Origin of the sequence: Thermus thermamylovorans (assembly GCF_004307015.1) — a bacterium.
GTDB classification, from domain to species: Bacteria; Deinococcota; Deinococci; order Deinococcales; family Thermaceae; genus Thermus; species Thermus thermamylovorans.
Genome location: NZ_SIJL01000001.1, coordinates 188,953 through 214,123 on the forward strand (window position 1 = coordinate 188,953; position 25,171 = coordinate 214,123).

Below are 25,171 nucleotides of genomic sequence, written 5' to 3' on the forward strand. Positions count from 1 at the left end.
GCCTAGGCGTGGACCGCCACCACCCGGAACTCCTTCTTCCCCTTGGGGGTTTCCAGGCTGAGGACATCCCCCACCCGGTGGCCCAGGAGGGCCTTGCCCATGGGGGAGGCGTCGGAGATCTTCATGGGTACCTCCAGGACGCTGGCCTCGGCGGGGGAGACCACCTGCACCTGGAGGCGTTCCCCGGTCACAGGGTCCTCCAGCTCCACGATGGAGCCCAGGCTGATGACCTCGGTGGTGGCCTCCTCCAAGATCACCGCCCGGGAGAGGACGTCCTCCAGGCTGTCGATGCGCGCCTCGATGCGGGCCTTCTCCTGCTTGGCCGCCTCCAGGCCCGAGTCGTCGTAGTCGTCGGAGGACTCCATCAGCTCCTGCAGGATCTGGGTGGCCTGCTGCAGGCGTTCCCGCTCCTGTTCCAGCTGCCGCATGAGCCGCTCGTAGCCGGCCTTGGTTAGCTTCACCTCGCGCGCCATAGCTCACCTCGTGGGTCAGGGTGCCTTCCCGCAGGTAACACGGAGAGGCCGGCTCAAGCCGACCTCCCCGGCCCAAGGGCCGCCTTCTCAGGAGAGTATACCCCGAAGGAGGATTTCCCTCAAACGCCCGGGCTCGGCCCGGCCAGCGCAACCCTCCGTATCCAGGCAGAGGACCAGGTAGCGGAGGTGGGTGGGGCTGCCGCCCACCAGGTGGCGGAAGAAGCCCAGGGCGCTCCCCGAGAGGTGGCGGCGGCAGGCCTCGCAGACCTGGGGGTGGCCCAGGCCTCCGGAAAGGGGTTCCAGGGTCAGGCTGAGCTCGGGAGGGCCTTTCTCCCGGATGACCACCCGGCCCTCCTCGTCCCGGTAATAAAGAATCTCCCCGAGGGGGAGAAGCTCTGGGGGAGTGCCCGGGAAGAACTCCAGGATCAGCTCCCGCTCCTCGTGGTCCATGCCCCTAGCTTAGACCAAGCCGGGCCAGCAGGGGGGGGAGGAAGAGGTAGAGTCCCACCAGGAGGGCCGAAAGGCTCGCCACCAGCACGGCGGCGGCCGCGGTGTCCTTGGCCCGCTTGGCCAGGGGGTGATAGACGGGGCTCACCAGGTCGGTGAGGGCCTCCAGGGCGGTGTTCAGAAGCTCCAGGGAGAGGACCAGGGCGATGAGGAGGAGGACGGGAAGGGGGCTCACCCCAAGCCACAGGGCCAGCCCCAGGGCCAGGAGGCCCAGGTAGACCTGCAGGCGGAAGTTCCGCTGCACCCGCCAGGCGTAGCCCACCCCCTCCCAGGCGTAGGCGAAGGAGCGCAGGACCCCCTTTAGAGGGCGAGGATCCTCTCTTGGACGCGGTGGAAGCCCTGCCAATCCCCTTCCCCCTCGTGGTCGTGGCCCAGGAGGTGCCAAAGCCCGTGGGCCGCCAGCGCCAGGACCTCCTCCTCCAGGGTAACCCCCCTTGTCCGCGCCTGCTCCGCGGCGGCGTCCAAGCTGATCCAGATGTCCCCCAGGTGGGGGGGCACGAAGGGGTCCCCGGGCTCGTACTGGGGAAAGGCGAGCACGTCCGTGGCCTGGTCCTCCCCCCACCACACCCGCTTGAGGGCCCTTAGCCTCCGGTCTCCCGTGAGGATCACCGTGACCGCCTTGTCCGCCACCCCAAGCTCCTCCATGAGGGCGGAAAGGGCTCGGCGGAGCCTGGGCACCAGCCCGCGAGGCGGCCGCTTATGGACCGCGATGGCTACCACCCTCCGCCTCCTCGTAGGCCTTGATGATGCGGGCCACCAGGGGGTGGCGCACCACATCGGACTCCCTGAAGTAGATGAAGGCGATGCCCTCGATCCCCTTGAGGATGCGGGTGGCCTCGATGAGGCCCGACCTTTGGTGCTTGGGCAGATCGATCTGGGTGATGTCCCCGGTGATGACCATCTTGGAGGAGAAGCCCATGCGGGTGAGGAACATCTTCATCTGCTCCGGGGTGGTGTTCTGGGCTTCATCCAGGATGATGAAGGCGTCGTTCAAGGTGCGGCCCCGCATGAAGGCCAGGGGAGCCACCTCGATGATACCGGACTGTAGGTAGTGTTCGAAGCGCTCGGCGTCGATCATGTCGAAGAGGGCGTCGTAAAGGGGCCTAAGGTAGGGGTCCACCTTGGCCTGGATGTCCCCGGGCAGAAAACCCAGCTTCTCCCCGGCCTCCACCGCGGGGCGGGTGAGGACGATGCGCTTCACCTTCCGGGCCCGGAGGTGGCTCACGGCCATGGCCACCGCCAGGTAGGTCTTGCCAGTGCCCGCGGGGCCCACGCCAAAGGTAATGTCGTGCTGGGCGATGGCCTCCACGTAGCGCCGCTGCCCCGGGGTCTTGGGCCGGAGGCGGCCGGGGAGGGCGAGCTCCGTCTCCGGGGTGGTGGCCCGGTAGAGGCCCTCCCCCCCCTGGGCCAGGGCCACCGCCTGCTCCAGGGTGGGGTCGTCCAGCTCCGCTCCCTGGCGGAGGAGGGCCAGGAGGTCGCGCACCACCCGTTCCCCCACCTCCACCGCCTCCTTGTCCCCGGAGAGCTCCACCTGGTCCCCCCGCACCACGAGCCTCAGGCGGTCCCCGTAGGCCTCCCGGAAGAGGGCCCTAAGCCTCTTCAGGTGGCGGTCGGCGTGGCCCAGGAAGGCCAGGGTTTCCTCGGGTCGGAGGGGGATCAAAAGCCTTTGGGCCTCTTCAGAACCTCGTGCCATACCACCCCTCTGAGGATGCTCTCCCAGTCCTTGCCCAGAAAGGCCCTTCGGGGCTTCCTCTCAGGGGAGGGCTCCTGGGGCTCTTCCCGGAGCTCCTCCCGGAAGCGCACCTCGAGGCGCGTCCGCTCCGGGACGCCCGGCCCCTCCAGGCTCTCCCCCTCCCGGCTGGCCCAGGTGGGGGCGGGTGGGGGTGGGGGCGGTGGGGGAGCCGCGGGCCTAGGCCGGGGCCGGGCCTGGGGGCGGGGGCGGGGGGGAGGCTCCGGCTCCGGCAGGTCCGGGGGCAGGTCGGGAGGGGGAAGGGGCTGGCCCCGGCGGGTGAGGCTTTGCAGGGTGGGTATGACGATGAAGAAGAGGAGGAAGAGGAGGGCCAGGAGGTTTTCTAGACTCATTCCTCACTCCCGGACTTAGCCGCCCGGCTGATGGAGTCCCGCATCTCCGTGTCGGCCTCGATGTTCTTGAGGCGGTAGTAGTCCATGACCCCCAGGTTGCCGCTCTTCAGGGCCTCGGCCAGGGCCAGGGGCACCTGGGCCTGGGCCTCCACCAGCTTGGCCCGCATGGCCTCCACCAGGGCCCGGTTCTCCTGCTCCGCGGCCACGGCCATGGCCCGGCGCTCCTCGGCCTTGGCCTGGGCGATCTTCTTGTCGGCCTCCGCCTGGTCGATCTGCAGCTGGGCCCCGATGTTCTTGCCCACATCCACGTCGGCGATGTCCACGGAGAGGATCTCGAAGGCGGTGCCCGCGTCCAGGCCCTTCTCCAGCACGGTTTTGGAGATGCTGTCGGGGTTCTCCAGGACCTCCTTGTGGGAGCGGGCGGAGCCGATGGTGGTCACGATGCCCTCTCCCACCCGGGCGATGATGGTCTCCTCCCCGGCCCCGCCCACCAGGCGGTCGATGTTGGCCCGGACCGTCACCCGGGCGGTGGCCAGGAGCTGGATCCCGTCCTTGGCCACCGCGGCCACCATGGGGGTCTGGATGACCTTGGGGTTTACGGAAACCCGCACCGCCTCCAGCACGTCCCGGCCCGCCAGGTCGATGGCCGCCGCCCGGTCAAAGGTGAGCCTGATCCCCGCCTTGTCCGCGGCGATGAGGGCGTCCACCACCCGGTCCACGTTGCCCCCGGCCAGGTAGTGGGCCTCGAGGCGGTCCAGCCGGACGTCCAGCCCGGCCTTGGTGGCCTTGATGAGGGGGTAGATGATCTTGGCCGGGGGCACCCGCCTCAGGCGCATGGCCACCAGGGTGATGAGGGGCACCCGAACCCCCGCCGCCCAGGCGGAGATCCAGAGGCCCACCGGGATGAAGCTGAAAAAGAGGAAGACGAGGATCAGGATGACGAAGGCCAAAAAGAGCACACCGAGTCCTTCCATAGGCTACTCCTCCAAGGCTTCCACTATAACCGTGGGCCCCCGCACGTCCACCACCCGGATGGCGGTGCCCTTGGGGATGAACCCGCGGTTGGCCACCACGTCCACCCGCTTGTTGCCAAAGCGGGCCACCCCGCCGGGGCGCAGGTCGGTGAGGGCCGTGCCCAGGGCCCCGATCTCCACCACATCCCCGGCGGCGTGTTCGGCGATGGCGCTTTCCAGGACCAGGGCCCGGGCGGGCCGGGTCTTGGGCAGGAAACGGAAGATGAGCAAAAGCCCAAGCCCTAAGGCGATCACCGCGATGGCGATCACCATGAGGGCGTTGTCCCCGAAGGTGAAGTAGACGGAGGCCAGGATGGCCCCCACCCCCAGGGCCCCGGCGATGCCGAAGCCGGGGAAGAGGAAGGCTTCCGCCAAGAGGAAGGCCACCCCCAGGAAGAAAAGGATGAGCTCGAAGGCCCCGGAAAGCCCCGCGAGCCACCCCCCGGCGAAGTAGAGGGCTAAGAAGGCAAGGCCCAGGGCCCCCGCCACCCCAAACCCCGGGGTGAAGAGCTCCAGGAGGAGGAGGAGGAGCCCCAAGGCCAGGAGGAGCCCGGCCACGGTGGAGCTCGTCAGGAAGCGGGCCAGCTGCACCCGGGGTCCGGGCTCGAGGCGCTCCGTCTCCAGGCTGAACCCCGCCTGCCGGAGGGCTTCCGCTAGGCTTCCCGCCCGGAAGTCCGCCACTTTGAGCTCCACCGCCCGGTCGGCGGAGAGGGTGAGGGGCTCCCCCCGGGCGGAAAGGCCCGGCACCTCGATGGCCGGGTCCACCATGGCCTCGGCCAGCTCTGCGGGCCTGCCCCGGGCCTCGGCCACCGCCCGGAACTTGCCCTTAAGGGCGGAGATCACCTTGGGGTCGGCGGGCTGGGGCTGCTGCAGGGGCAGGGCCACCACGGGCAGGGCGGCCCCGATCTCCGACCCTGGCAGCATGGCGATCTGGCGGCAGGAAAGGGCGATCAGGGCCCCGGCGGAGAAGGCGTTCTGCACCACGGCCAGGGTGGGGAGGGGGGTTTGCAGGATGCGGTCGGAGATGCGGATGGCCGCGTCCACCCGGCCTCCTGGGGTGTCGATGAGGAAGACCACCCCGCTCGCCCCTTCCCGCTCCGCCCGGGAGACGGCCTGGTCCACGAAGACCGCCAGGGCCGGGTCGATCTCCCCCTGGATGGGCACGAGGTAGGTCTTGCCCCAGGCCAGGGGGAGGAGAAGGCAGAAAAGAGCCAGGACCCTTTTCACCGCCCTCATTCTATACGCTCAGGGGAAGGAGTGTGGGGTGTGGGCTGCCCTTCCCGCCGTATTCTGAGGGGGTGCTGCGGCTTGCCGTCTTGGGCTACCCGGTAACCCATTCCCTCTCCCCCGCCATGCACCGCTTCGCCCTGGAGCGCCTGGGCCTCCGGGGCAGCTACGAGGCCCTGGAAACCCCCCTGGGGGCCCTGGCGGAGCGCCTATCGGTGGTGCGCTGGGGGTACCGGGGGGTGAACCTTACCCTGCCCCTGAAGGAAGCCGCCCTCTCCCTCCTGGACTGGGTCTCCCCGGAAGCCCAAGGCATAGGGGCGGTGAACACCGTGCTCGCCGTGGAGGGAAGGCTCTTCGGGTTCAACACCGACGCCCCGGGGTTCCTCGAGGCCCTCAAGGCGGGGGGCATCCCCCTCGAGGGCCCCGCCCTGGTCCTGGGGGCGGGGGGGGCGGGGCGGGCGGTGGCCTGGGCCCTGAAGGGGGCGGGGGTGGAGGTCTGGGTGTGGAACCGCACCCCCGGGCGAGCGGAAGCCCTGGCGGAGGAGCTGGGCCTAAAGGCCGTGCCCCTGGAGCGGGCAAAGGTGGCCCGGCTCCTGGTGAACGCCACCAGCGTGGGGTTGAAGGACCCAAGCGCCACCCCCTTGCCCCCAGACCTCCTCCCGGAGGAGGGGGCGGCCATCGACCTGGTCTACCGCCCCCTCTGGACCCGGTTTCTGCGGGAGGCCCAGGCCCGGGGGCTCGTGGTGCAGACCGGGCTTCCCATGCTGGCCTGGCAGGGGGCCCTGGCCTTCCGCATCTGGACGGGCCTCCTGCCCGACCCTAGGGGCATGGAGGAGGCGGCTCGCCAGGCCCTGGAGGAGGGGTGAATGGCCTACACCCTGGCGGCCCCGGTGGTCCATGGGGAGATCATTCAGAAAAGCCGCTTCCTCGCCAAGGCGGCCCCGGTGGCCTCGGAGGAGGAAGCCTTGGCCTTTTTGGCGGCCCAGCGGGAGCCGGAGGCCACCCACAACTGCTACGCCTACAAGATAGGCCCCCTTTACCGGTTTTCCGATGACGGCGAACCCACGGGCACCGCGGGCAAGCCCATCCTGCACGCCATCGAGGCGGGGGGACTGGACCGGGTGGTGGTCCTGGTGGTGCGCTACTTCGGGGGGGTGAAGCTGGGGGCCGGGGGCCTGGTGCGGGCCTACGGGGGGGTGGCGGCGGGGGCGTTGCGTCGGGCTCCCAAGGTGCCCTTGGTGGACCTGGTGGAGGTGCGCTTCCGGGTGCCCTTTGCCCAGGTGGGCCGGGTGCGCGGGCTTCTCAGAGCCCGCGGCCTCCTGGCGGAGGAAACCTACCTGCCGGAGGGGGTGGCTTTCGCCTTGCGCCTTCCAGAAGGGGAGAAAGCGGCTTTTCTGCGGGGCCTTTGGGACCAGACCCGGGGGCAGGCCCAGGTGGAGGGGTGAGCCCTTACCATGGAGGCGATGCTGCCCCTCTTCGAACCCAAAGGCCGCCTCCTCCTGGTGGACGGCCACCACCTGGCCTACCGCACCTTTTTTGCCCTGAAGAGCCTCACCACCAGCCGCGGGGAGCCCGTGCAGGCGGTCTACGGCTTCGCTAAGAGCCTCCTCAAGGCCCTGAAGGAGGACGGGGACGGGGTGATCGTGGTCTTCGATGCCAAGGCCCCTTCCTTCCGCCACCAGGCCTACGAGGGCTACAAGGCGGGCCGGGCCCCCACGCCGGAGGATTTCCCCCGGCAGCTGGCCCTCATCAAGGAGCTCGTGGACCTTCTGGGCCTCACCCGTTTGGAGGTTCCCGGCTTCGAGGCAGACGACGTCCTGGCTACCCTGGCCAAGAAGGCGGAAAAGGAAGGCTACGAGGTACGCATCCTCACCGCGGACCGGGACCTGTACCAGCTCCTTTCGGACCGGATCTCCATCCTGCACCCCGAGGGGTACCTGATCACCCCGGGGTGGCTTTGGGAGAAGCACGGCCTGCGTCCCGAGCAGTGGGTGGACTACCGGGCCCTGGCTGGGGACAACTCCGACAACATCCCCGGGGTGAAGGGCATCGGGGAGAAGACGGCGGCCAGGCTCATCCGGGAGTGGGGGAGCCTGGAAAACCTTCTCAAGCACCTGGACCAGGTGAAACCCGCTTCCGTGCGGGAGAAGATCCTCAGCCATATGGAGGACCTCGAGCTGTCCCTGGAGCTTTCCCGGGTGCGCACGGACCTGCCCCTTCAGGTGGACTTCACTCGGCGCCGAGAGCCGGACCGGGAGGGGCTCAAGGCCTTTTTGGAAAGGCTGGAGTTTGGGAGCCTCCTCCACGAGTTCGGCCTCCTGGAAAGCCCGGCGGCGGCGGGGGAGGCCCCCTGGCCGCCCCCCGAAGGGGCGTTCGTGGGCTATGTCCTCTCCCGCCCCGAGCCCATGTGGGCTGACCTTCTGGCCCTGGCCGGGGCTCTGGGAGGGCGCGTGTTTCGGGCGGAAAAGCCCCTTTGGGCCCTGAAGGACCTGAAGGAGGTCCGGGGGCTGGTCGCCAAGGACCTTTCCGTCTTGGCCGGGCGGGAGGGGCTGGACCTGGCCCCCGGGGACGACCCCATGCTCCTCGCCTACCTTCTGGACCCCTCCAACACCACCCCTGAGGGGGTGGCCCGCCGCTACGGGGGGGAGTGGACCGAGGAAGCGGGGGAAAGGGCGTTGCTTTCCGAAAGGCTTTACGCCGCCCTCCTGGAGCGGCTTAAGGGGGAGGAGCGGCTTCTTTGGCTTTATGAGGAGGTGGAAAAACCCCTCTCGCGGGTTCTGGCCCAGATGGAGGCCACCGGGGTCCGGCTGGACGTGGCCTACCTGAAGGCCCTCTCCCTGGAGGTAGAGGCGGAGCTTAAGCGCCTCGAGGAGGAGGTCTTCCGCTTGGCGGGCCACCCTTTCAACCTGAACTCCCGGGACCAGCTGGAGCGGGTGCTCTTTGACGAGCTTGGGCTTCCCGCCATCGGCAAGACGGAGAAGACGGGCAAGCGCTCCACCAGCGCCGCCGTTTTGGAGGCCCTCAGGGAGGCCCACCCCATCGTGGACCGCATCCTGCAGTACCGGGAGCTATCCAAGCTCAAGGGCACCTACATCGACCCTCTCCCCGCCCTGGTCCACCCCAGGACGGGCCGCCTCCACACCCGCTTCAACCAGACGGCCACGGCCACGGGGAGGCTTTCCAGCTCCGACCCCAACCTGCAAAACATCCCCGTGCGTACCCCCTTGGGCCAGCGGATCCGCCGGGCCTTCGTGGCGGAGGAGGGCTGGCTCCTGGTGGCCCTGGACTATAGCCAAATCGAGCTCCGGGTTCTGGCCCACCTCTCCGGGGACGAGAACCTCATCCGGGTCTTCCGGGAGGGGCACGACATCCACACCCAGACCGCGAGCTGGATGTTTTCCGTGCCCCCTGAGGCCGTGGACCCCCTGATGCGCCGGGCGGCCAAGACCATCAACTTCGGGGTGCTTTACGGCATGTCCGCCCACCGGCTTTCCTCGGAGCTCGCCATCCCCTACGAGGAGGCGGTGGCCTTCATCGAGCGCTACTTCCAGAGCTACCCCAAGGTGCGGGCCTGGATCGAGAAGACCCTAAAGGAGGGGCGGGAGCGGGGCTATGTGGAAACCCTCTTTGGCCGCAGGCGGTACGTGCCCGACCTCAACGCCCGGGTGAAGAGCATCCGGGAGGCGGCGGAGCGCATGGCCTTCAACATGCCGGTGCAGGGCACCGCCGCGGATTTGATGAAACTGGCCATGGTGCGGCTCTTCCCCAGGCTTCAGGGGCTGGGGGCCCGGATGCTTCTGCAGGTGCACGACGAGCTGGTCCTCGAGGCCCCCAAGGACCGGGCGGAGGCGGTGGCCGCCCTGGCCAAGGAGGTGATGGAAGGGGTCTGGCCCCTGGCCGTGCCCCTGGAGGTGGAGGTGGGCCTGGGGGAGGACTGGCTTTCCGCCAAGGGCTGAGCCCTTGCTCCTCGGTTTAGAGGTCCAGGTACAGGGCCTCCGGGTCCAGGGGGTGGTACACCACGGTGAGGTCCGGGTAGTACACCCGGTTTCCCACCTTGAGGCGCATGTCCGAGGGGACGACCCGGCAAGGCTTGCCCTCGGCTCCCCTGCGCAGGAGGCAGAGGAGATTGCTCACCAGGAGGTTGTGCCGGGCGTTGGCCCCGGCTAAGGCGTAACCGACCCCCCTCCACGAACTCGTGCTTGCGCTGGGAGCGCGCTTCCCGCTCCAGGTAGGCCTCGAGGCTCAGGAGCTTGGTGCTGTCCCCATGTTTCCAGAATACCCGGCAGGCGCGTATAGTCTTCCCCATGAGGCGCTACTTCGGCACCGACGGGGTGCGGGGGGAGGCGGGCAAGCCCCCCCTCACCCCGGAGTTCGTCCTGAGGCTTGGCCAGGCGGCGGGGGCCTACTTCCGGGCCCATAGCCCGAAGCCCGTGGTCCTCCTGGCCAAGGACACCCGCGAGTCCTCCGACCTTCTGGAGGCGGCTTTGGCCGCGGGGCTCATGAGCCAGGGGGTGAGGGTGGAGCACCTGGGGGTCCTCCCCACCCCGGGGGTGGCCTACCTGACGCGGCACCTTAAGGCCACCGCCGGGACCATGATCTCCGCCAGCCACAACCCCTACCAGGACAACGGGATCAAGTTCTTCGGCCCCGAAGGGGAAAAGCTTCCCGACGAGGCGGAGGAGGAAATCGAAGCCCTCCTGGAGGAGGCCCACCCCACCCGGGGCATCGGCACCGTGGGGGACTTCCGGGAGGCGGAAAGGATGTACCTGGACTTCCTCCTGGCCCAGGCCCCCGACCTTGCGGGCCTAAGGATCGGCCTGGACCTGGCCCACGGGGCCACCTACCGCTTGGGGCCTAAGCTTTTCCAGCGGGCGGGGGCCGAGGTCATGGCCTTCTTCAACACCCCAGACGGCCGGAACATCAACAAGGGGTGCGGCTCCACCCACCCCGAGGCCCTGGGCCGCTTCGTGGTGGAGCTGGGGCTGGACCTGGGCATCGCCTTCGATGGGGATGGGGACCGGGTGCAGTTTATAGACCGCCAGGGGCGGCTTTTCCACGGGGACCACATCCTCTACCTCACCGCCTTGGCCTTCGGGGAGGAAGGGGTGGTGGGCACGGTGATGAGCAACGTGGGCCTCGAGGTAGCCCTGAAGGAGCGGGGCCTCGCCTTCCACCGGGCGGCAGTGGGGGACCGGTACGTTTTGGAAATGCTTAAGGAAAAGGGGCTTTTCCTGGGCGGGGAGCCCTCGGGGCACGTGATCTTCCTTAGGCACCACACCACGGGGGATGGCCTCCTCACCGCCCTCCTCACCCTAAAGGCCCTGAAGGTCTTGGGGGGAGACCTCGCCGACTGGTACGAGGCCCTGCCCATGTACCCCCAGGTGCTCCTGAACGTGCGGGTGGAGGACAAGGCCAAGGTGATGGGGCACCCGCGGCTTAGGGAAGCGGTACGGGAGGCCGAGGCAAAGCTCAAGGGTCTTGGCCGGGTGAACGTGCGCCCCTCCGGGACCGAGCCCGTGGTGCGGGTCATGGTGGAGGCCAAGGAGGGGGCGGAGGCGGTGGCGAGGGAGCTTGCCGACTTGGTTTCCGCCCTGGACCGGGAGTAAGCTTGAGGCGTGAGCTACGGGAAGGCCCACCTGGAGGAGAGGCTCCTGCGCGCCCTGGCGGAGGCCATTGGGGAGCTGGAAGACCCCAGGCTTTTCCTCCTCACCGTGGAGGGGGTGCGCCTTTCCCCGGACGGCCGGGTGCTCACGGTGTACGTGGAGGCTTTTCAGGACGAGGAAAAGGCCCTCTTGGCCCTGCGCCATGCCGAGGGCCGGCTCCTTGGGGCCCTTGCCCGGCGGGTGCGGATGCGCCACCTACCCAGGCTGGAGTTCCTGCCATGGAGAGCCTGACCCGCATCAAGGTCCGCTACGCGGAGACCGACCAGATGGGGGTGGTCCACCACTCCGTCTATGCGGTGTACCTCGAGGCGGCCCGGGTGGACTTCCTGGAGCGGGCAGGCCTGCCCTACCACCGGGTGGAGGCCCGGGGGGTGTTCTTTCCCGTGGTGGAACTGGGCCTCACCTTCCGCGCCCCGGCCCGCTTCGGGGAAGAGGTCTTGGTGCGAACCCGCCTGGCGGGGCTTTCCCGGCGGGATCTTCTCTTTCGCTACCGGGTGGAGCGGGAGGGGACGCTCTTGGCGGAGGGTTTTACCCGGCATCTATGCCAGGTGGGGGAGAAGGCTGGCCGCATTCCGGAAGACCTCTACCAAGCCTTGAGTGTGCTACACTTAGGGTAGCATTGTGGGCATGAGCCACAACCCCTTTACGCTTTTTGAAAGGCACATCAATCCCGGCTTGGCAGGGCTGCTTCGCTTCACCGGTTTGGACCGGATCGAGTCCCACGCTGAGGGTCCCTACGTGTGGGACACCACCGGGAAGCGCTACCTGGACTTCTTGGGCCTCTACGGCACCCTGAACCTGGGCCACCGCCACCCCAAGGTGGTGGAGGCCGTCAAGGCCCAGCTTGAGCGCATGCCCATGTCCGTGCGGGTGCTGGTTTCCGAGCCCACGGCGAGGCTTGCCGCCAAGCTTGCCGAGATCACCCCCGAGGGGCTGGAGATGGTCTTCTTCGGCAACTCCGGGGCGGAGGCGGTGGAGGCGGCCATCAAGCTGGCCCGGGCCTACACGGGGAAGCCGGGGATCGTCACCACCCAAGGCGGCTTCCACGGCAAGACCCTGGGGGCCCTTTCCCTCACCCCCAAGCCCGAGTACCAGAACCCCGCCAAGCCCCTCCTCCCCGGCGTAAGGGTGGTGCCCTACGGGGACCTGGGGGCCCTGGAAGCGGCCATCGACGAGGAAACCGCCGCGGTGATCGTGGAGCCCATCCAGGGGGAAGGCGGCATCCGCGTGCCCCCGGAGGGCTACCTGAAGGGGGTGCGGGAGCTTACCCGGGAAAGGGGCGTCCTCATGATCGCCGACGAGGTGCAGACCGGCCTCGGGCGCACGGGAAAGCTCTTTGGGGTGGACTGGGAGGGGGTGGCCCCCGACCTCATGACCCTGGCCAAGGCCCTGGGGGGCGGGGTGATGCCCATCGGGGCCTGTGTGGGGCGAAAGGAGGTCTTTGATATCTTCAAGCAGAACCCCCTCTTCCACTCCTCCACCTTCGGGGGGAACCCCCTGGCGGCGGCGGCGGCCCTGGCGGCCCTCGAGGTCACCCTGGAGGAGAACCTGCCGCAAAGGGCCCTGGAGGTGGGGGGCTACCTCATGGAGGGGCTAAAGGCCCTTCAGGCCCGCTACCCCCACCTGATCGAGGAGGTGCGGGGCCGGGGGCTGATGCTGGGGGTGGAGTTTACGGATGCCGACATTGGGGCCCTGGTGGTGGCGGAGCTGGCGGAGAGGGGAGTGATCACCGCCTTCGGCCTCAACAACCCCAAGGTGGTGCGCCTCGAGCCCCCCCTCATCATCGGCAAGGAGCACGCGGACGAGGCCCTAGAGGCTTTCTCCGAGAGCCTAAAGGCCACGGAGAAGGCCCTGGAGGGCCTCTTAGGATAGAATGCGGGAAACTTTACTGGAGTTTTTCAAGAAGACAGGCAAGCCCCACCGCCTGGAGGAGATCCTCAGGCGGTTTGGCCTGGAGAAGCGGGAGGCCAAGGCCTACCTGCGGGGCCTGGTGCGGGAGGGCCTCCTGGAGAAGAAGGGAAGCCAGTACTTCCTCCCGCTTCGGGTGCAGGGGCCCATCAACCTCCACCGGGACGGGTACGGCTTTGTGCGCCTTCCCGAAAAGGACCTCTTCATCCCACCGGGCTACACCCTGGACGCCTGGCCCGAGGACCTGGTGGAGGCCCGGATCATGCCGCCTGGCCGGGACGGCAAGCCCTGGGGGGTGGTGGAGCGGGTGCTTAGGCGGGCCCGCGAGCGGGTGGTGGGCACCCTGGACTTCCGCAAGGGGTACGCCGTCCTCCTCCCGGACGAGCCGGGTTTGCCGGAACTGAGGCTCCTTCCCGAGGGGCTCCACGGCCTCAAACGTGGAAGCCGCATCGTGGTGAGGGTGCACTACGGCAAGCGCCCTTTTGGGGAGTTTCTGGAGTACCTGGGGGAAGGGGACGCCCCGGAAACCGAGACCGAGGCGGTGATCGCCAAGTACGGCCTGCGGGCGGAGTTCCCGGAGGAGGTGTTGCGGGAGGCGGAGGCCATCCCCCTGGAGATCCCCGAGGCCGAGCTCAGAAGGCGGGAAGACTTCCGGCACCTTCGGGTCTTCACGGTGGACGGGGTGGACGCCAAGGACTTTGACGACGCCATCCACGTGGAGCGCCTGCCCCAGGGGTACCGCCTGGGGGTCCACATCGCCGACGTCGCCCACTACGTGAAGGAGGGAAGCCCTCTGGACCAGGAGGCCTTCCTAAGGGGCACCAGCGTCTACCTGCCGGGGCGGGTCCTGCCCATGCTCCCTGAGAGGCTTTCCAATGGGGTGTGTTCCCTGAAGCCCCTCGAGGACCGGCTGGTGCTTTCCGTCCTCTTTGACCTGAGCGAGGATTTGGAGGTAAAGCGGGTGCGCTTCGCCGAAGGGGTAATAAGGAGCGTGGCCCGCACCACCTACACCGAGGTGGAGGCCTTCGCCGAGGGGTATGGTTTGCCGGAAGAACACGCTTTCTTGGCGGAGGACCTTAGCCTCCTCCTGGACCTCACGCAAAGGCTCAGGCAAAAGCGCCTTCAGGCGGGGGCTTTGGACTTCAGCTTCCCCGAGGTGAAGGTGGAGGTGGCGGAGGGTACCCTGCACCTTCTTCCCCAGGAGGAGCCCAGGGCCCGAAGCCTCATCGAGGAGCTCATGCTCCTCGCCAACCGGAGGGTGGCGGAGCACCTGGTCAAGAAGGGGCTTCCCGGCCTCTTCCGGGTGCACGAGGAGCCCCTGGAGGTGGCCTACGCCAAGCTCCGGCAGGCCCTCTTCCGGCTTGGGTACGCCCTGCCGGAAGAGCTCTCCTCCCAGGCCTTGCAACGGGTGCTCCTCGAGGCCAAGGGCCGCCCGGAGGAACCCGTGGTGGCGGGCCTGGTCCTGCGCTCCTTGCGCCTGGCCCGCTACGCCGCGGAGAACCTAGGCCACTTCGGCTTGGCCATGGAGCACTACCTGCACTTCACAAGCCCCATCCGCCGCTATCCGGACCTGGCGGTGCACCGGGTGCTGAAGGCCCTCCTGAGGCGCACCCTCACCCCGGCCAAGAGGGCCAGGTGGCAGGAAACCTTTCCTGCCGTGGCCGAGCACGCCTCGGAGATGGAAAGAAAGGCGGAGGCGGCGGAGCGGGAACTCACCAAGTACTACATGGCCAAGTGGGCGGAACTCCACCTGGGGGAGCGCTTCACGGGGAAGGTGACGGGGGTGGCCAGCTTTGGGGCCTTCGTCATGCTGCGAAACGGGGTGGAGGGCCTAGTGCGCCTCGAGGCCCTGGGGCCCTACACCTACAGCGAGGAGGCCCTGGCCCTTTTGGGCCCCAAGGGCAAACGCATCCGCCTGGGGGACGAGATGGAGGTGGTGATCGCCGCCGCCAACCCCAGGCTTCGCCAGATCGATTTCCTGCCCCATCGGGAGGAGGCAAAGAAGGAAGCTTCCAGGGAAAAAACCCTGGTAAAGAAGGGAAAGGCAAAGGAGGAGGACATGCGCAAAGTGGTAGGACCCCCCAAGGAGAGGAACCGCGACGACCGGCCCGAGCGGGCCACGGTGCACACGGTGTACTTCGGCGAGTGGACGCCCAAGGAGGAAAAGGCGGGGATGCACCGCCCGGTCCAGACCCGAGCGAGGCGGAAGCGGCGGCGCTGAAGGCCCCGCCGCGGCTTGGGCCGCGGGGGGGGTTAAAGCACGAGGGTCCCCGCCCCCACGGCGGAGAGGGTGGGGGCCTCGAGGTCCAGGCGGTAGGCCAACACCTGGCCCTTCCGCCCCGCGAGGAGGGGGCTTAAAGAAGCCACCACCTCCACCGCGTCCACCCGGGTGGGGTTGGCCCCCAGGTGGGCCAAGGCCCCTTCGGGTTTCCCTTGGGCGAGCCATTCCAGGAAGCCCAGGTCCCGCCTCCTGGCCTCCTCCGCCAGGGGGCGGGAAAAGGGCTGGTCTCCGAAGCGGGGCCCCACGTGGGAGAGGTCCACCGCCAGGACCAAAAGCCCAGGGTAGTCCCGCAGGACCACCCTCAGGGCCTCCCCCAGCTCCGGGCTTCGCCTTCCCACCAGGAGGGGAAGCACCTTGGCCCGAGGGAAGGCCCCCTTCAGGAAGAAGAGGGGAAGCTCCAGGCTGTGCTCCTCCCGGAAGGCCAGGGGGGTGTTGAAGAGCTCGAAGGGGAGGAGGGCGTCCAGGGCCTGGAGAGCTTCCAGGTCGGGCTCCGCCGGGCCAAAGGGGGTGTGGAAGGGGACGGGCAGGGCGGCGGCCCGTTCCTTCAGGGGGCGGTGGGCCACCCCCACCAGGTAGAGGCGCTCGGGGGGCGGGGTTTTCTCCAGGGCGGCCAGAGCCGCCCCGTAGGCCTCGGGGACGCGGGCGGGTTCCAGGTGGGGGAGGAGAAGGGCCTGGGCTGCTGGAGCTTCCTCGTGAAAGCTGGCCCGGAAGGCTTCCAGGAAGGCCCGGGCCTCCTTTTCCCCCGTGGGGTAGGAGAGCCCCGCCAGGCGCATGGGCCGCTCCCTCTTTAGCCTCTCCTCCTCCTCGCGCAGCCTTCTTTCCACCTCCTCCGTGAGGAGGAGGCCCGCCTCTTCCAGGGCCTTCAGGAGGTCTTCCAGCTCCTTTTTGGGCACCAGGACCCCGTGGGCCTTGAAGACCTCCTCCTGTACTTCCTCCAGGGTCCTCCCCTCCAAGAGGGAGACGAGGAAGAGCCCCCCTTCCGTGAGGGCCAGGGGCTTTTCGAAGACCCCGTAGGGGTCGCTGAGGAGAAACCCCCCTTCCACCGGGGTGATCTGGGGTTCACGGAGCCGGATCCTGCCCACCACCCCTCCAGTTTAGGAGAAGGGCCCTGGCCTCCTCCGGGGTGCGCGCCCGCCCTTCGGCCTGGGCCTCGAGGAGGAGGGCCAGCGCCCGCCCCACCTCCGGCCCCGGCCGTAAGCCCAGGAGGGCCATCACCTCCTCTCCCGAAAGGAGGGGGCGTTCGGGGAGGGGCTCGGAGAGGGTTTCCCGGTAGGCCTCCAGTACCTCCCAGGCCTCCTTCTCCACCCCTTTCGTGCCCAGGCGGTCTGCCGCCATGAGGTAGGGAAGGGCGGGAAGGAGGTCTTGGCGCCGGAAGTAGAAGCGGCGGAGGGCCTTTGCCCCTTCCGGGGGGCGGTCCATGTGCCGGCGCACCAGGGCCCGCACCTCCTCCACCGCCCCTTTGGGGAAGCGGAGCCAAAGGAGGCTTGCCCCCGCCACCTCCGCCCCCACCTCCGCGTGGCCCAGGAAGCGGTAGCGCCCCACCTCGGGGTCAAAGCGGCGGGTGAGGGGCTTGCCCACGTCGTGGTAGAGGGCGGCCAACCGGGCCTCGAGGGGGGCCTCCGGCCAGAGCCAGGTGAGGTGGAAGAGGACGGAGAGGGTGTGCCGCCAGGCGTCCAGGTGGTGCACCCCCCCCTGTTCCAGGCCCACCAGGGGGCGGAGCTCGGGGAGGTAGACGTCCAAAAGCCCTGTGCGCTCCAGGAGGTGGAGCCCCCAGGCGGCGCGCGGGGAGAGGAGGAGCCGGCTCAGCTCCTCCCGCACCCGCTCCCGCGCCGGGAGGGCCCCAGAATGGGCCAGGAGGAAGCGGGCGTGGCGGGCGAGGGCCTCCCTGGTGGCCTCGAGGAGGCCCAGGCCCAGGCTGGCCGCCAGGCGCACCGCCCGCAGGCTCCGGAGGTGGTCCGCGTAGAGGTTTTCCTCCCGCACCATCACCAGGAGGCGCCGCCTGAGGTCCTCCTCCACCCCCGGGAGGCCGAAGACCCGGCCCCCTTTCCAGAGGAGGGCGTTCAGGCGGAAGTCCCGCCGCCCGAGGTCTTCCTCGGGGGTGCCCTCCAGGGGGGCGAAGTCCAGGGTCATCGGCCCCACCGCCAGGCGGTACTGGCCCCGCGCCGCGTCCAGGGGGAAGAGGCTGCCCCCCAGGCGGGCCTGGGCCTCCTCCGCCGCCCTCAGGGGGTCTTCCGCGGCGAAGTCCAGGTCCTGGGGCCTCCTTCCCAGGAGGAGGTCCCTGAGGGCACCCCCCACGGGGATGGCCCCCTTGGGGGTATAAAAGGGGAAGTCCCTATGGGCGAGGAGGCGAAGCACCCCATCATTATCGGCATCACCGGGAACATCGGGAGCGGCAAGAGCACGGTGGCCGCCCTCCTGAGGTCCTGGGGTTACCCGGTGATCGACCTGGACGCGCTTGCCGCCCAGGCCCGGGAGAACCGGAAGGAGGAGCTCAGGAGGCTCTTTCCCGAAGCCTTCCCCGGGGAGGAGCTGGACCGGAGGGCCCTGGCCCAGCTGGTCTTCGGCGATCCCGAAAGGCTCCGGGCCCTCGAGGCCCTCGTCCACCCGGAGGTGCGGAGGCTTCTTGAGGAGGAGCTCGCCCGCCTCCAAGCCCCCTTGGTCTTCCTGGAGATCCCCCTCCTCTTTGAAAAGGGCAGGGAGGCCCGCCTGGACGCCACGCTTCTGGTGGCGGCACCCCTGGAGGAGCGCATCGGGCGGGTGATGGCCCGCTCCGGGCTTTCCCGGGAGGAGGTCCTGGCCCGGGAAAGGGCGCAGATGCCCGAGGAGGAGAAGAGGAAGCGGGCTACCTGGGTTTTGGAGAACCGAGGGGGGCTTAAGGAGCTGGAGGAGGGGCTGAGGGAGATCCTGGCCCGGATCCAGGAGCGTTTTGGGCTAAGCTAGAGGGCATGCGGGTGGCCTTGGTATCGGGGGCGAGCCGGGGGATTGGGGAGGCCATCGCCCGGCTTCTGCACGCTAAAGGGTACAGAGTAGGGCTTTTTGCCCGGGATGGGAGAAGGCTCGAGGCCTTGGCCTCGGAGCTGGGGGAGGGGGCCTTGGCCTTGCCCGGGGACGTGCGCTCCCTTGCGGACTGGCAGAAGGCGTTGGCAGGCCTCCTGGAGGCTTACGGCCGGCTGGACCTCCTGGTCAACAACGCCGGGATTGGCGTGATGAAGCCTGTGGCCGAGCTCAGCGAGGAGGAGTTCCGCCAGGTTTTGGAGGTGAACCTGGTGGGGCCCTTTTTGGGCCTCAAGGCGGCTTTGCCAGCCCTTGTGGCCTCGAGGGGGGTGGTGGTGAACATCGGAAGCCTGGCGGGCAAAAACGCCTTCAAGGGCGGGGCGGCCTACAACGCCAGCAAGTTCGGCCTCCTGGGCCTCATGGGGGCGGCCATGCTGGAGCTAAGGGAAGCGGGGGTGCGGGTGGTGAACATCCTGCCGGGCTCGGTGGACACGGGCTTCGCCGGGAACACCCCTGGGGCCACCTGGAAGCTCGCTCCCGAGGACGTAGCCCAGGCGGTGCTCTTTGCCGCGGGGATGCCGGAGGGGGCCTTGGTGAGCGAGATGGAGCTCCGCCCCACCTACGCCGCCCCCAAGGGCGGCTAAGCTTAGGCCATGAGCCTGCCTGCCCGCCTTCAGGAGGCCTTGGGCCTCCTCAAGGCTATGCCCAAGGAGCTCAAAGCCCAGGCGCTTCTGGACTACGCCAAGCGGGTGCCCGCGCCGCCCCCGGGGGTGGAGCTGGAGCGGGTGCCCGAGTGCCAGACCCCCTTCTTCCTGCGGGCGGAGGTGGAGGGGGGAAGGGTTAGGCTCTACTTCTTCGTCCCCGACGAGGCCCCCACGGTGAAGGCCTTCGCGGGCCTCCTCAAGGAGGGGCTGGAAGGGGAGCCCCCCGAGGCGGTGCTCGCTGTGCCCCCCGCCTTCTACCGGGGGGCGGGGCTGGAGGAACTCCTCACCCCCTTGCGCCTGCGGGGCCTCGAGGCCGCCCTCCTCCGCCTGCAGGAGCAGGTGCGCCAGGTCCTTTAGCCCATGCTGGCCGCCTTTCTCCTCGGCTACTTTCTGGGGAGCTTCCCCGTGGCCTACTGGTTCGGGGCCCTCCGGGGGAAAAACCTCCTAGAGGAGGGCTCGGGCAATCCCGGGGCCCTGAACGCCTACCGCCTCCTGGGGCCGGTGCCTGGCCTTTTGGTCCTCCTCCTGGACGTTTTCAAGGGGGCCCTGGCCGTGGCCGCGGGGGAGGCGGCCTTAGGGGGAGATCCCTTGGGGGGCCTGGCGGGGGGCGCGGGGGCGGCCTGGGGGCACGCCTTCTCCCCCTGGCTCCTCTTCCGGGGGGGCAAGGCCCTGGCTCCGGCCTCTGGAGCCCTCCTGGCGGTGGATCCCCGCCTCCTCCTCGCCGCCCTGGTCCTCTTCGCCTTTCTTGCCCTCCTCTTCCGCAGGCCCTACCGGGCAGCCCTGGCCGTGGCCCTGGCCCTGCCCCTCCTGGCGGCGGCGGTGGACCGTACCCCCTTCCACCTCCTCTTCGGCCTGGGGGTGGGTCTGCCCGTGGCCCTCCGCCACCTAAAGGACTGGGACCGCTAGGTGCCCACTTGGGGCCCCCGTGGCGGCGCAAGCCACCACGGGGTACTCAGTAGGGCAGGGGCCAGGTACGGAAGTAGCTGCGCACCCGGCCCCAAAGCCCCACCAGGCCCAGGGGCTCCAGGATCAGGAAGACCAGGATCAGGAGGCCGAAGATCACGTTGCGCCAGGCGGCCAGGGCGGCGGCGTACTGGGGCCCCAGGGCCCCCACAAAGCTGTTCAGCACCTCGGGGATAAGGAGGACGAAGAAGGCCCCCAGCACCGCCCCCAGCACCGTCCCCGCTCCCCCCACGATCACCATGGCCAGGTACTGGATGCTCACCGTGAGGGGGAAGTACTCCGGGGTCACCGCCCGGTAGAGCTGGGCCAAAAGCCCGCCGGCCACCCCCGCGTAAAAGGCGGAGAGAGCGAAGGCCAGGAGCTTCACCCGCACCAGGTCCACCCCCGCCACCCGGGCGGAGAGGTCGTTGTCCCGGACCGCCATGAAGGCCCGCCCCGCCCGGGTCATGAGGAGGCGCTTGCCGTAGAAGAAGAGGGGCAGGGCGAAGAGGAGGGCCAGGTACCAGAGCCTTTCCGGGGTGTCCAGGGGAAGCCCCAAGACCTCCGGAGGCGGCAGGGTGCGCCCCCGGATCCCCCCCGTGACCGCCTCCCAGTTCTTGAAGACGTAGTCCGCCAGGAACTGGAAGGCCAGGGTAGCGATGGCCAGGTACACCCCCTTGATGCGCAGGGAGGGGAGGGCCAGGACCAGGCCCAGGAGGGCGGCGATGATCCCTCCCAGGAGGATCCCTAGGGGGGCCAGGGGCCCGAAGAGGTGGCTGGCCGCGTAGGCCCCCACCCCCATGAAGGCGGCGTGGCCCAGGGAGATCTGCCCCGCTCCCCCCACCAGGAGGTGGAGGCCCAGAGCGCTTAGGGCCCCGATGGCCACCAGGGTGGCCACGTACATGGGGTAGGGGCCCAGGAGGAGGGGCAGGAGGAGGAGGAGGGCCAGGAAAGCCCAAAGGGCCACCCGGCCCAAGGGGGTGCTGGCGTAGGCCTCGTCCTCCCGGTAGGTCTCCCGCACCGCCCGGGCCAGGCGGCGGCTGTAGGCGTCGGTGAGGCGTTTGGAAAGGGCGTACACCTTAGACCTCCTGCACCTCGAGGGTGGCCTGGAGCCGCCCCTCCCCCTCCAGGTAGCGGATGGGGAGCACCACCTCTACCCGGCCCCCTTCCCCGTAAAGGGCCCCGATCACCGGACCGTAGCGGGCTTCCACCACCTGGCGGCGCACCTTGCGGGTGCGGGTGATCTCCTCGTCGTCGGGGTGGAGCTCCTTGGGCAGGATGGCGAAACGCTGTACCCTAAGCTTTTCCGGCAAGGTCCGGTTCACCATGCGGATCTCCTCGGCGATAAGGGCCCTCACCTCGGGCCTTTCCGTCAGGGAGAGGTAGGTGGTGAAGGGGAGGCCCCGCCTCCGGGCCCAGTTCTGGACGTTTTCCGGGTCCAGCTCGATGAGGGCGCTCACGAAGGGCTTGCCGTGGCCTAAGACCACGGCCTCGCGGATGTAGGGGGAGTACTTGAGGCGGTTCTCCAGGAACTGGGGGGCGAAGCGGGTACCGTCCAGGAGGGCCCCCACCTCCTTCACCCGGCCCAGGATCACCAGGTGCCCCCGCTCGTCGAAGAAGCCCGCGTCCCCGGTGCGGAAAAAGCCGTCCTCGGTGAAGCTTTCCTCCGTGGCCCCTTCCTGGCGGAAGTAGCCCTGGAAGACCTGAGGCCCCCGTACCAGGATCTCCCCCTCCTGGCTCAGGCGCACCTCGGTGCCGGGGAGGGGGGGGCCCACGGTCTCCGGGGGAGCGTCCCCTGTGGCGTGGGCGGTGGTGGCGGCGGCGGTTTCCGACTGGCCGTAGACCTGGCGGATGTCCAGGCCTAGGGCGCGGAAGAAGGTGAAGACCTCGTTCCCCAAAGGCGCCCCCCCGGTGACGGCGATCCTGCAGGCGGCAAGCCCCAGCCGGGCGCGGAGGGGCCGGGCGATGAGGGGGTAGAAGAGGGCCCGCTTGAGGTTGAGCCAAAGGCCCACCCGCTCCCCCCGGAACTCGCGGCTCGCCCCTTCCAGGAGGGCCCCCATCCCCACCCGGTAGAAGAAGGCCTTGAGGGGGTCGGCGTCGGCCATGCGGCTTTGGATGAGGCTGGCCATATCCTCCCAGAGCCTAGGCGGCGCCAGGAAGAAGTCGGGCTGGACTTCCTTGAGATCCTCCCTCAAGGTGGTGGGGTCTTCGGGGAAGTGCACCGTGGAGCCCTCCACCAGGCCCTGCACCACGGTGAGCATCTGCTCGCCGATCCAGGGGAGGGGCAGGTAGCTGAAGACCCAGGCCCCCTTTTGGAAGCCTAAGGCTGCCCCCACCGCCTGGTGCCCGGCCAGGAGGTTCCGGTGGGAGAGCATGGCCAGCTTGCTCCTGCCCGTGGTGCCCGAGGTGGGGGCGAGGAGGGCGATCTCCTCCGGGCGCCGCCTCCTTAGGGCCTCTTCCCCCACCCTGGGGTCGCCGAAGGCCTGGCTGAAGCGCCCTACCTTCCCCCGGAAATGGCGGGTCAGCCCCGCCTCCTCCCAGACCAGGACGAAGTCCAGAAGGTGCAGATAGGGGTAGACCTTGTCCAACTGCTCCTCGTCGGCGACCACGATGCCCTTGGCTCTGGTGAACTCCAGGAAATACCCCACCTCCTCAGGCATGGCGTCGGCGTAGATCCCCAGGGGGAGGGCACCCAAAACCTGGGCGGAAAGCTCCGCCTCCACCCACTCCGGGGCGTTGTGGCCCAGGATGGCCAGCACGTCCCCTTCCCGCAGCCCGAGGGCATGCAACCCCCCGGCCAGGCTCAGGGCACGCTGGAGCAGCTCCCTCCAGGAGGTCTTCTGCCACACCCCGAGGCGCTTCACCCGCAGGGCCGGGGCCTCGGGGTGCGCCTGGGCGTGCCGGTAAAGGTGAGCTAAAAGCGTTCCTTCCATGCTGCCTCACACCTGGCCCAGGTAGGCCTCCGCCACCTTGGGGTCCTTGCGCACCCCCTCCGGGGGCCCGTAGTAAAGGGCCTCCCCGTAGGAGAGGACCAGGACCCGGTCGGAAAGCTCCAGCACCGCCCGGAGGTCATGCTCCACCCAAAGGAGGGTGATGCCCCACTCCTCCCTGGCGTCCAGAAGAAACCGGGCTAGGTCCTGCTTCTCCTCCAAGGAAAGCCCGGCCATGGGCTCGTCTAGGAGGAGAAGCCTGGGCTTGCCCGCCAGGGCCCGGGCCACCTCTACCCGCTTTTGCAGGCCGTAGGGAAGCATGCCCGCGGGGGCGTGGCGGAAGGGGGAGAGGTGGAGGTAGTCCAGAACCTCCTCGGCCCAGGCCCTAAGGCGCCACTCCCGCTCCGCCTTGGGCAGGGCCAGGGAATAGGAGGGGAAGGCCAGCTCCGCCCCCAGCTTCACGTTGTCCAGGACGCTCATCCCCCGGAAGATCTCCAGGCCCTGGAAAGTGCGGCCCAAGCCCAGGCGGGCCCGTTCCTGAGGGGTTTTGCCCTTGAGGTCCTGCCCCAGGAAGACCACCTCCCCCTTCTCCGCCTCGTAGACCCCGGAAAGCACGTTGAGGAGCGTGGTCTTCCCCGCCCCGTTGGGACCGATGACGGCGAAGAACTCCCCCTCGCCCACGGCGAAGGTTACCCCCACCAGGGCCTTTACCCCTTTGAAGGAAAGGTGCAGGTCGTTGGCCTCTAGAATCCAGCCCATGGCTTCCCTCCCGAGGGTTGGGGCCTCCTCACACCCACCGCTTTCTCCGGCGGTAACGCCGGGCCTGGCGGAAGCCCACCTCCTCCTTGCCCAGGTAGAACTCCATCACGTCCTGGTCCTCCTGGGCCGCGCGGGCGTCCCCTTCAAAGACCACCCGGCCCCGTTCCAGAACGTACACCCGGTCCACGATGGAGAGGGCGGCCCGGGCGTTCTGCTCCACGAGGAGGAGGCTCAATCCCTTTTCCCGCCTGAGGGTGTCCAGGGTGCGCATCACCTCTTCCACCAGCCTGGGGGCCAGGCCCAAGGAGGGTTCGTCCACCACCAGGACCTTGGGCTGGGTGAGGAGGGCCATGCCCAGGAGGAGCATCTGCTGCTCACCCCCCGAGAGGTAGCCCGCCTGCTCGTGGCGGCGCTCGTAGAGGCGGGGAAAGCGGGCGAAGACCTCCTCCATGCCCGCCTTAAGCTCCCGAGGGGGGAGCCGGTGCCCCGCGGCCACCAGGTTCTCCACCGGCGTAAGGTAGCGGAAGAGGGGGCGGCCCTCCAGGACCGCCGTGAGCCCTAAGGCGGAGACCCGCACCGGGTCCAGCTGGGTGCTCTCCGTCCCATGGAGGCGCACGTGCCCGTCCAACACCCGCCCCTCGAATTTGGGCAGAAGCCCCGCTACCGCCCGCACCAAGGAGCTCTTCCCGGCCCCGTTGGGACCCAGGAGGGCCACCGCCTCCTTTGCCCTCACCTCCAAGGAGACGCCGTCTAAGGCCAGGATCACCCCCCGGTAGACCACCTTGAGGTTCTCTACGACCAGCATCACACCCTCTCGATCTGGCGCTCACCTAGGAGGCCGTAGGGCCTGATGAGGAGCACCAGGAGCACCACCAGAAAGGGCAGGGCCTCGGTGAAGCCGGGGAGGAAAGGCTCCAGGTGGCGTTGGGAAAGGGCCTCCAGCACCCCCAGGAGGAGCCCGGCCAGAAGGGCCCCTCCTACCGACTCCAAGCCTCCCAGGATGGCCACGGGGAAGACCTTGAGGCCCAGGAAGACCAGGTGGTGCCCCACCCCGCTGGCCACGGCCAGAAGCGCCCCGGCCAGGGTGGCCAGGAGGGCGGAGATTCCCCAGACGGCGGCCAGGAGGCGGGCGGTGGGGATGCCCAGGGCCAAGGCGGCCACCTCCCGTTCGGAGATGGCCCGCACCAGGATGCCGTAGCGGCTCCTCCGGAGGAGCCAGAGGAGGCCCAGCCCCAGGGGCAGGGCCAGGAGCAGGTTCCACACCGCCCGGGAGGAAACGAAGACCTCCCCGGCCTGGAAGCCCAGGTGGGGCAGGTTCCCCGGGAGGTACTTCAGGTCCGGGCCCCAGACCAGCTGCACCCCCCCGTCCAGGGCCGCCGCCAGGCCGATGGTGGCCATGATCACCGCCACCACGCTTCGCCCCAGAAGAGGCCGCACGAAGCCCCGCTCCACCAGCACCCCGAAGAGGAAAGCGGGGAGAAGCGCGGCCAGTATGGCCAGGTAAAGGGGCATCAGGAGGGCGAAGGTGTAGGTGAGGTAGGCTCCCACCAGGAGAAATTCCCCGATGGCGAAGTTGACCACGCTGGTGGCCCGGTACACCAGGACAAATCCCAGGGCCAGCAGGCCGTAGAGGGCGCCGTTGGCCAAGCCGCCGATGAGGTAGGGCAGAAGGTCAGACATGGATCTCC

28 protein-coding genes are annotated in these 25,171 nt (G+C 69.1%); 12 read left to right on the forward strand and 16 right to left on the reverse strand.

What is annotated here, in order from left to right; all coding sequences use genetic code 11:
* Positions 1-2 precede the first annotated feature (2 nt).
* From ETP66_RS00975 to ETP66_RS01010, 8 genes are all read right to left on the reverse strand, one after another.
* On the reverse strand, positions 3-473 hold the full coding sequence (locus ETP66_RS00975) for a GreA/GreB family elongation factor (protein ID WP_130839744.1): 471 nt from the start codon (positions 471-473) through the stop codon (positions 3-5).
* Between the two features lie 87 nt (positions 474-560).
* Positions 561-923: a hypothetical protein gene (locus ETP66_RS00980; RefSeq protein ID WP_130839745.1), complete on the reverse strand. Its 363-nt coding sequence runs from the start codon at positions 921-923 to the stop codon at positions 561-563.
* A gap of 4 nt (positions 924-927) precedes the next feature.
* Positions 928-1,326, reverse strand: coding sequence for a diacylglycerol kinase family protein (locus tag ETP66_RS00985; protein WP_130839747.1), 399 nt, complete (start codon positions 1,324-1,326; stop codon positions 928-930).
* Positions 1,281-1,700: an rRNA maturation RNase YbeY gene (ybeY, locus tag ETP66_RS00990; RefSeq protein ID WP_130839749.1), complete on the reverse strand. Its 420-nt coding sequence runs from the start codon at positions 1,698-1,700 to the stop codon at positions 1,281-1,283. Before ybeY ends, ETP66_RS00985 begins: the two co-directional genes overlap by 46 nt.
* Positions 1,678-2,673, reverse strand: coding sequence for a PhoH family protein (locus ETP66_RS00995; RefSeq protein ID WP_130839751.1), 996 nt, complete (start codon positions 2,671-2,673; stop codon positions 1,678-1,680). The genes ybeY and ETP66_RS00995 overlap by 23 nt, the downstream gene beginning before the upstream one ends.
* A complete protein-coding gene (locus ETP66_RS01000; RefSeq protein ID WP_130839753.1) occupies positions 2,637-3,062 on the reverse strand; it encodes a hypothetical protein in 426 nt (141 codons plus the stop codon). The genes ETP66_RS00995 and ETP66_RS01000 overlap by 37 nt, the downstream gene beginning before the upstream one ends.
* Complete coding sequence (gene floA / locus ETP66_RS01005) at positions 3,059-4,036, reverse strand: flotillin-like protein FloA (protein WP_130839755.1); 978 nt, start codon at positions 4,034-4,036, stop codon at positions 3,059-3,061. The genes ETP66_RS01000 and floA overlap by 4 nt, the downstream gene beginning before the upstream one ends.
* Positions 4,037-4,039: 3 nt before the next feature.
* Positions 4,040-5,311, reverse strand: a complete 1,272-nt coding sequence (locus ETP66_RS01010) for an NfeD family protein (protein WP_130839757.1) — start codon at positions 5,309-5,311, stop codon at positions 4,040-4,042.
* Positions 5,312-5,373: 62 nt separating this feature from the next.
* Between ETP66_RS01010 and aroE the strand changes: the two genes are divergently transcribed.
* Genes aroE through polA form a run of 3 tightly spaced genes read left to right on the forward strand, consistent with a single transcriptional unit; the run spans position 5,374 to position 9,258 of the window.
* Positions 5,374-6,168: a shikimate dehydrogenase gene (gene aroE / locus ETP66_RS01015; RefSeq protein ID WP_130839759.1), complete on the forward strand. Its 795-nt coding sequence runs from the start codon at positions 5,374-5,376 to the stop codon at positions 6,166-6,168.
* Positions 6,169-6,747 carry an IMPACT family protein gene (locus ETP66_RS01020; RefSeq protein ID WP_130839761.1) on the forward strand — a complete coding sequence of 193 codons (579 nt, stop codon included), beginning with the start codon at positions 6,169-6,171 and terminating at the stop codon, positions 6,745-6,747.
* A gap of 9 nt (positions 6,748-6,756) precedes the next feature.
* On the forward strand, positions 6,757-9,258 hold the full coding sequence (polA, locus tag ETP66_RS01025; protein ID WP_130839763.1) for a DNA polymerase I: 2,502 nt from the start codon (positions 6,757-6,759) through the stop codon (positions 9,256-9,258).
* Between the two features lie 16 nt (positions 9,259-9,274).
* Here polA and ETP66_RS11885 read toward each other — a convergent pair whose 3' ends face one another.
* Entirely contained in the window at positions 9,275-9,436 is a 162-nt protein-coding gene (locus tag ETP66_RS11885) for a hypothetical protein (RefSeq protein ID WP_161569056.1), read from the reverse strand.
* 170 nt (positions 9,437-9,606) lie between these two features.
* Between ETP66_RS11885 and glmM the strand changes: the two genes are divergently transcribed.
* Genes glmM through rnr form a run of 5 tightly spaced genes read left to right on the forward strand, consistent with a single transcriptional unit; the run spans position 9,607 to position 15,094 of the window.
* Positions 9,607-10,908, forward strand: coding sequence for a phosphoglucosamine mutase (gene glmM, locus ETP66_RS01030; RefSeq protein ID WP_130839765.1), 1,302 nt, complete (start codon positions 9,607-9,609; stop codon positions 10,906-10,908).
* Between the two features lie 9 nt (positions 10,909-10,917).
* A complete protein-coding gene (locus tag ETP66_RS01035) occupies positions 10,918-11,196 on the forward strand; it encodes a ribosome-binding factor A (RefSeq protein ID WP_130839767.1) in 279 nt (92 codons plus the stop codon).
* Positions 11,184-11,582 (forward strand): acyl-CoA thioesterase, encoded by a 399-nt coding sequence (locus tag ETP66_RS01040; RefSeq protein WP_130839769.1) that lies wholly within the window; start codon positions 11,184-11,186, stop codon positions 11,580-11,582. Before ETP66_RS01035 ends, ETP66_RS01040 begins: the two co-directional genes overlap by 13 nt.
* Before the next feature lie 10 nt (positions 11,583-11,592).
* A complete protein-coding gene (locus ETP66_RS01045; RefSeq protein ID WP_130839771.1) occupies positions 11,593-12,837 on the forward strand; it encodes an aspartate aminotransferase family protein in 1,245 nt (414 codons plus the stop codon).
* Between the two features lies 1 nt (position 12,838).
* Positions 12,839-15,094, forward strand: a complete 2,256-nt coding sequence (gene rnr / locus ETP66_RS01050; RefSeq protein ID WP_130839772.1) for a ribonuclease R — start codon at positions 12,839-12,841, stop codon at positions 15,092-15,094.
* Positions 15,095-15,126: 32 nt separating this feature from the next.
* Here the strand turns inward: rnr and amrB are convergent, their stop codons facing one another.
* Positions 15,127-16,239, reverse strand: coding sequence for an AmmeMemoRadiSam system protein B (amrB, locus tag ETP66_RS01055; RefSeq protein ID WP_201738434.1), 1,113 nt, complete (start codon positions 16,237-16,239; stop codon positions 15,127-15,129).
* Positions 16,214-17,509 (reverse strand): HDIG domain-containing metalloprotein, encoded by a 1,296-nt coding sequence (locus ETP66_RS01060; RefSeq protein WP_130839773.1) that lies wholly within the window; start codon positions 17,507-17,509, stop codon positions 16,214-16,216. Before ETP66_RS01060 ends, amrB begins: the two co-directional genes overlap by 26 nt.
* Here ETP66_RS01060 and coaE point away from each other — a divergent pair.
* Genes coaE through ETP66_RS01080 form a run of 4 tightly spaced genes read left to right on the forward strand, consistent with a single transcriptional unit; the run spans position 17,489 to position 19,758 of the window.
* A complete protein-coding gene (gene coaE / locus ETP66_RS01065; RefSeq protein WP_130839774.1) occupies positions 17,489-18,094 on the forward strand; it encodes a dephospho-CoA kinase in 606 nt (201 codons plus the stop codon). The two genes, ETP66_RS01060 and coaE, sit on opposite strands and share 21 nt — an antisense overlap.
* A 5-nt stretch (positions 18,095-18,099) precedes the next feature.
* On the forward strand, positions 18,100-18,792 hold the full coding sequence (locus ETP66_RS01070; protein ID WP_130839776.1) for an SDR family oxidoreductase: 693 nt from the start codon (positions 18,100-18,102) through the stop codon (positions 18,790-18,792).
* Positions 18,793-18,801: 9 nt separating this feature from the next.
* Positions 18,802-19,209: a SufE family protein gene (locus ETP66_RS01075; RefSeq protein ID WP_130839778.1), complete on the forward strand. Its 408-nt coding sequence runs from the start codon at positions 18,802-18,804 to the stop codon at positions 19,207-19,209.
* A 3-nt stretch (positions 19,210-19,212) separates the two neighbouring features.
* Positions 19,213-19,758, forward strand: coding sequence for a glycerol-3-phosphate acyltransferase (locus ETP66_RS01080; RefSeq protein ID WP_130839780.1), 546 nt, complete (start codon positions 19,213-19,215; stop codon positions 19,756-19,758).
* Between the two features lie 46 nt (positions 19,759-19,804).
* Here ETP66_RS01080 and ETP66_RS01085 read toward each other — a convergent pair whose 3' ends face one another.
* From ETP66_RS01085 to ETP66_RS01105, 5 genes are read right to left on the reverse strand one after another with little or no spacing between them, the layout of a single operon-like run.
* Positions 19,805-20,872: a branched-chain amino acid ABC transporter permease gene (locus ETP66_RS01085; protein WP_130839782.1), complete on the reverse strand. Its 1,068-nt coding sequence runs from the start codon at positions 20,870-20,872 to the stop codon at positions 19,805-19,807.
* A gap of 1 nt (position 20,873) precedes the next feature.
* Positions 20,874-22,727 carry an AMP-binding protein gene (locus ETP66_RS01090; protein ID WP_130839784.1) on the reverse strand — a complete coding sequence of 618 codons (1,854 nt, stop codon included), beginning with the start codon at positions 22,725-22,727 and terminating at the stop codon, positions 20,874-20,876.
* Between the two features lie 6 nt (positions 22,728-22,733).
* A complete protein-coding gene (locus ETP66_RS01095) occupies positions 22,734-23,483 on the reverse strand; it encodes an ABC transporter ATP-binding protein (RefSeq protein ID WP_130839786.1) in 750 nt (249 codons plus the stop codon).
* 28 nt (positions 23,484-23,511) lie between these two features.
* Entirely contained in the window at positions 23,512-24,288 is a 777-nt protein-coding gene (locus tag ETP66_RS01100; RefSeq protein ID WP_130839788.1) for an ABC transporter ATP-binding protein, read from the reverse strand.
* On the reverse strand, positions 24,288-25,163 hold the full coding sequence (locus tag ETP66_RS01105) for a branched-chain amino acid ABC transporter permease (RefSeq protein WP_130839789.1): 876 nt from the start codon (positions 25,161-25,163) through the stop codon (positions 24,288-24,290). The genes ETP66_RS01100 and ETP66_RS01105 overlap by 1 nt, the downstream gene beginning before the upstream one ends.
* Between the last annotated feature and the right edge of the window lie 8 nt (positions 25,164-25,171).

Bases quoted from the DNA above. Each gene is read 5' to 3' on its own strand.
- ETP66_RS00975 (WP_130839744.1), bottom strand. From the start codon at position 473: ATGGCGCGCGAGGTGAAGCTAACCAAGGCCGGCTACGAGCGGCTCATG.
- ETP66_RS00980 (WP_130839745.1), bottom strand. From the start codon at position 923: ATGGACCACGAGGAGCGGGAGCTGATCCTGGAGTTCTTCCCGGGCACT.
- ETP66_RS00995 (WP_130839751.1), bottom strand. From the start codon at position 2,673: ATGGCACGAGGTTCTGAAGAGGCCCAAAGGCTTTTGATCCCCCTCCGA.
- ETP66_RS01000 (WP_130839753.1), bottom strand. From the start codon at position 3,062: ATGAGTCTAGAAAACCTCCTGGCCCTCCTCTTCCTCCTCTTCTTCATC.
- floA (WP_130839755.1), bottom strand. From the start codon at position 4,036: ATGGAAGGACTCGGTGTGCTCTTTTTGGCCTTCGTCATCCTGATCCTC.
- ETP66_RS01010 (WP_130839757.1), bottom strand. From the start codon at position 5,311: ATGAGGGCGGTGAAAAGGGTCCTGGCTCTTTTCTGCCTTCTCCTCCCC.
- ETP66_RS01020 (WP_130839761.1), top strand. From the start codon at position 6,169: ATGGCCTACACCCTGGCGGCCCCGGTGGTCCATGGGGAGATCATTCAG.
- polA (WP_130839763.1), top strand. From the start codon at position 6,757: ATGGAGGCGATGCTGCCCCTCTTCGAACCCAAAGGCCGCCTCCTCCTG.
- glmM (WP_130839765.1), top strand. From the start codon at position 9,607: ATGAGGCGCTACTTCGGCACCGACGGGGTGCGGGGGGAGGCGGGCAAG.
- ETP66_RS01040 (WP_130839769.1), top strand. From the start codon at position 11,184: ATGGAGAGCCTGACCCGCATCAAGGTCCGCTACGCGGAGACCGACCAG.
- ETP66_RS01045 (WP_130839771.1), top strand. From the start codon at position 11,593: ATGAGCCACAACCCCTTTACGCTTTTTGAAAGGCACATCAATCCCGGC.
- rnr (WP_130839772.1), top strand. From the start codon at position 12,839: ATGCGGGAAACTTTACTGGAGTTTTTCAAGAAGACAGGCAAGCCCCAC.
- coaE (WP_130839774.1), top strand. From the start codon at position 17,489: ATGGGCGAGGAGGCGAAGCACCCCATCATTATCGGCATCACCGGGAAC.
- ETP66_RS01070 (WP_130839776.1), top strand. From the start codon at position 18,100: ATGCGGGTGGCCTTGGTATCGGGGGCGAGCCGGGGGATTGGGGAGGCC.
- ETP66_RS01075 (WP_130839778.1), top strand. From the start codon at position 18,802: ATGAGCCTGCCTGCCCGCCTTCAGGAGGCCTTGGGCCTCCTCAAGGCT.
- ETP66_RS01080 (WP_130839780.1), top strand. From the start codon at position 19,213: ATGCTGGCCGCCTTTCTCCTCGGCTACTTTCTGGGGAGCTTCCCCGTG.
- ETP66_RS01090 (WP_130839784.1), bottom strand. From the start codon at position 22,727: ATGGAAGGAACGCTTTTAGCTCACCTTTACCGGCACGCCCAGGCGCAC.
- ETP66_RS01095 (WP_130839786.1), bottom strand. From the start codon at position 23,483: ATGGGCTGGATTCTAGAGGCCAACGACCTGCACCTTTCCTTCAAAGGG.
- ETP66_RS01100 (WP_130839788.1), bottom strand. From the start codon at position 24,288: ATGCTGGTCGTAGAGAACCTCAAGGTGGTCTACCGGGGGGTGATCCTG.
- ETP66_RS01105 (WP_130839789.1), bottom strand. From the start codon at position 25,163: ATGTCTGACCTTCTGCCCTACCTCATCGGCGGCTTGGCCAACGGCGCC.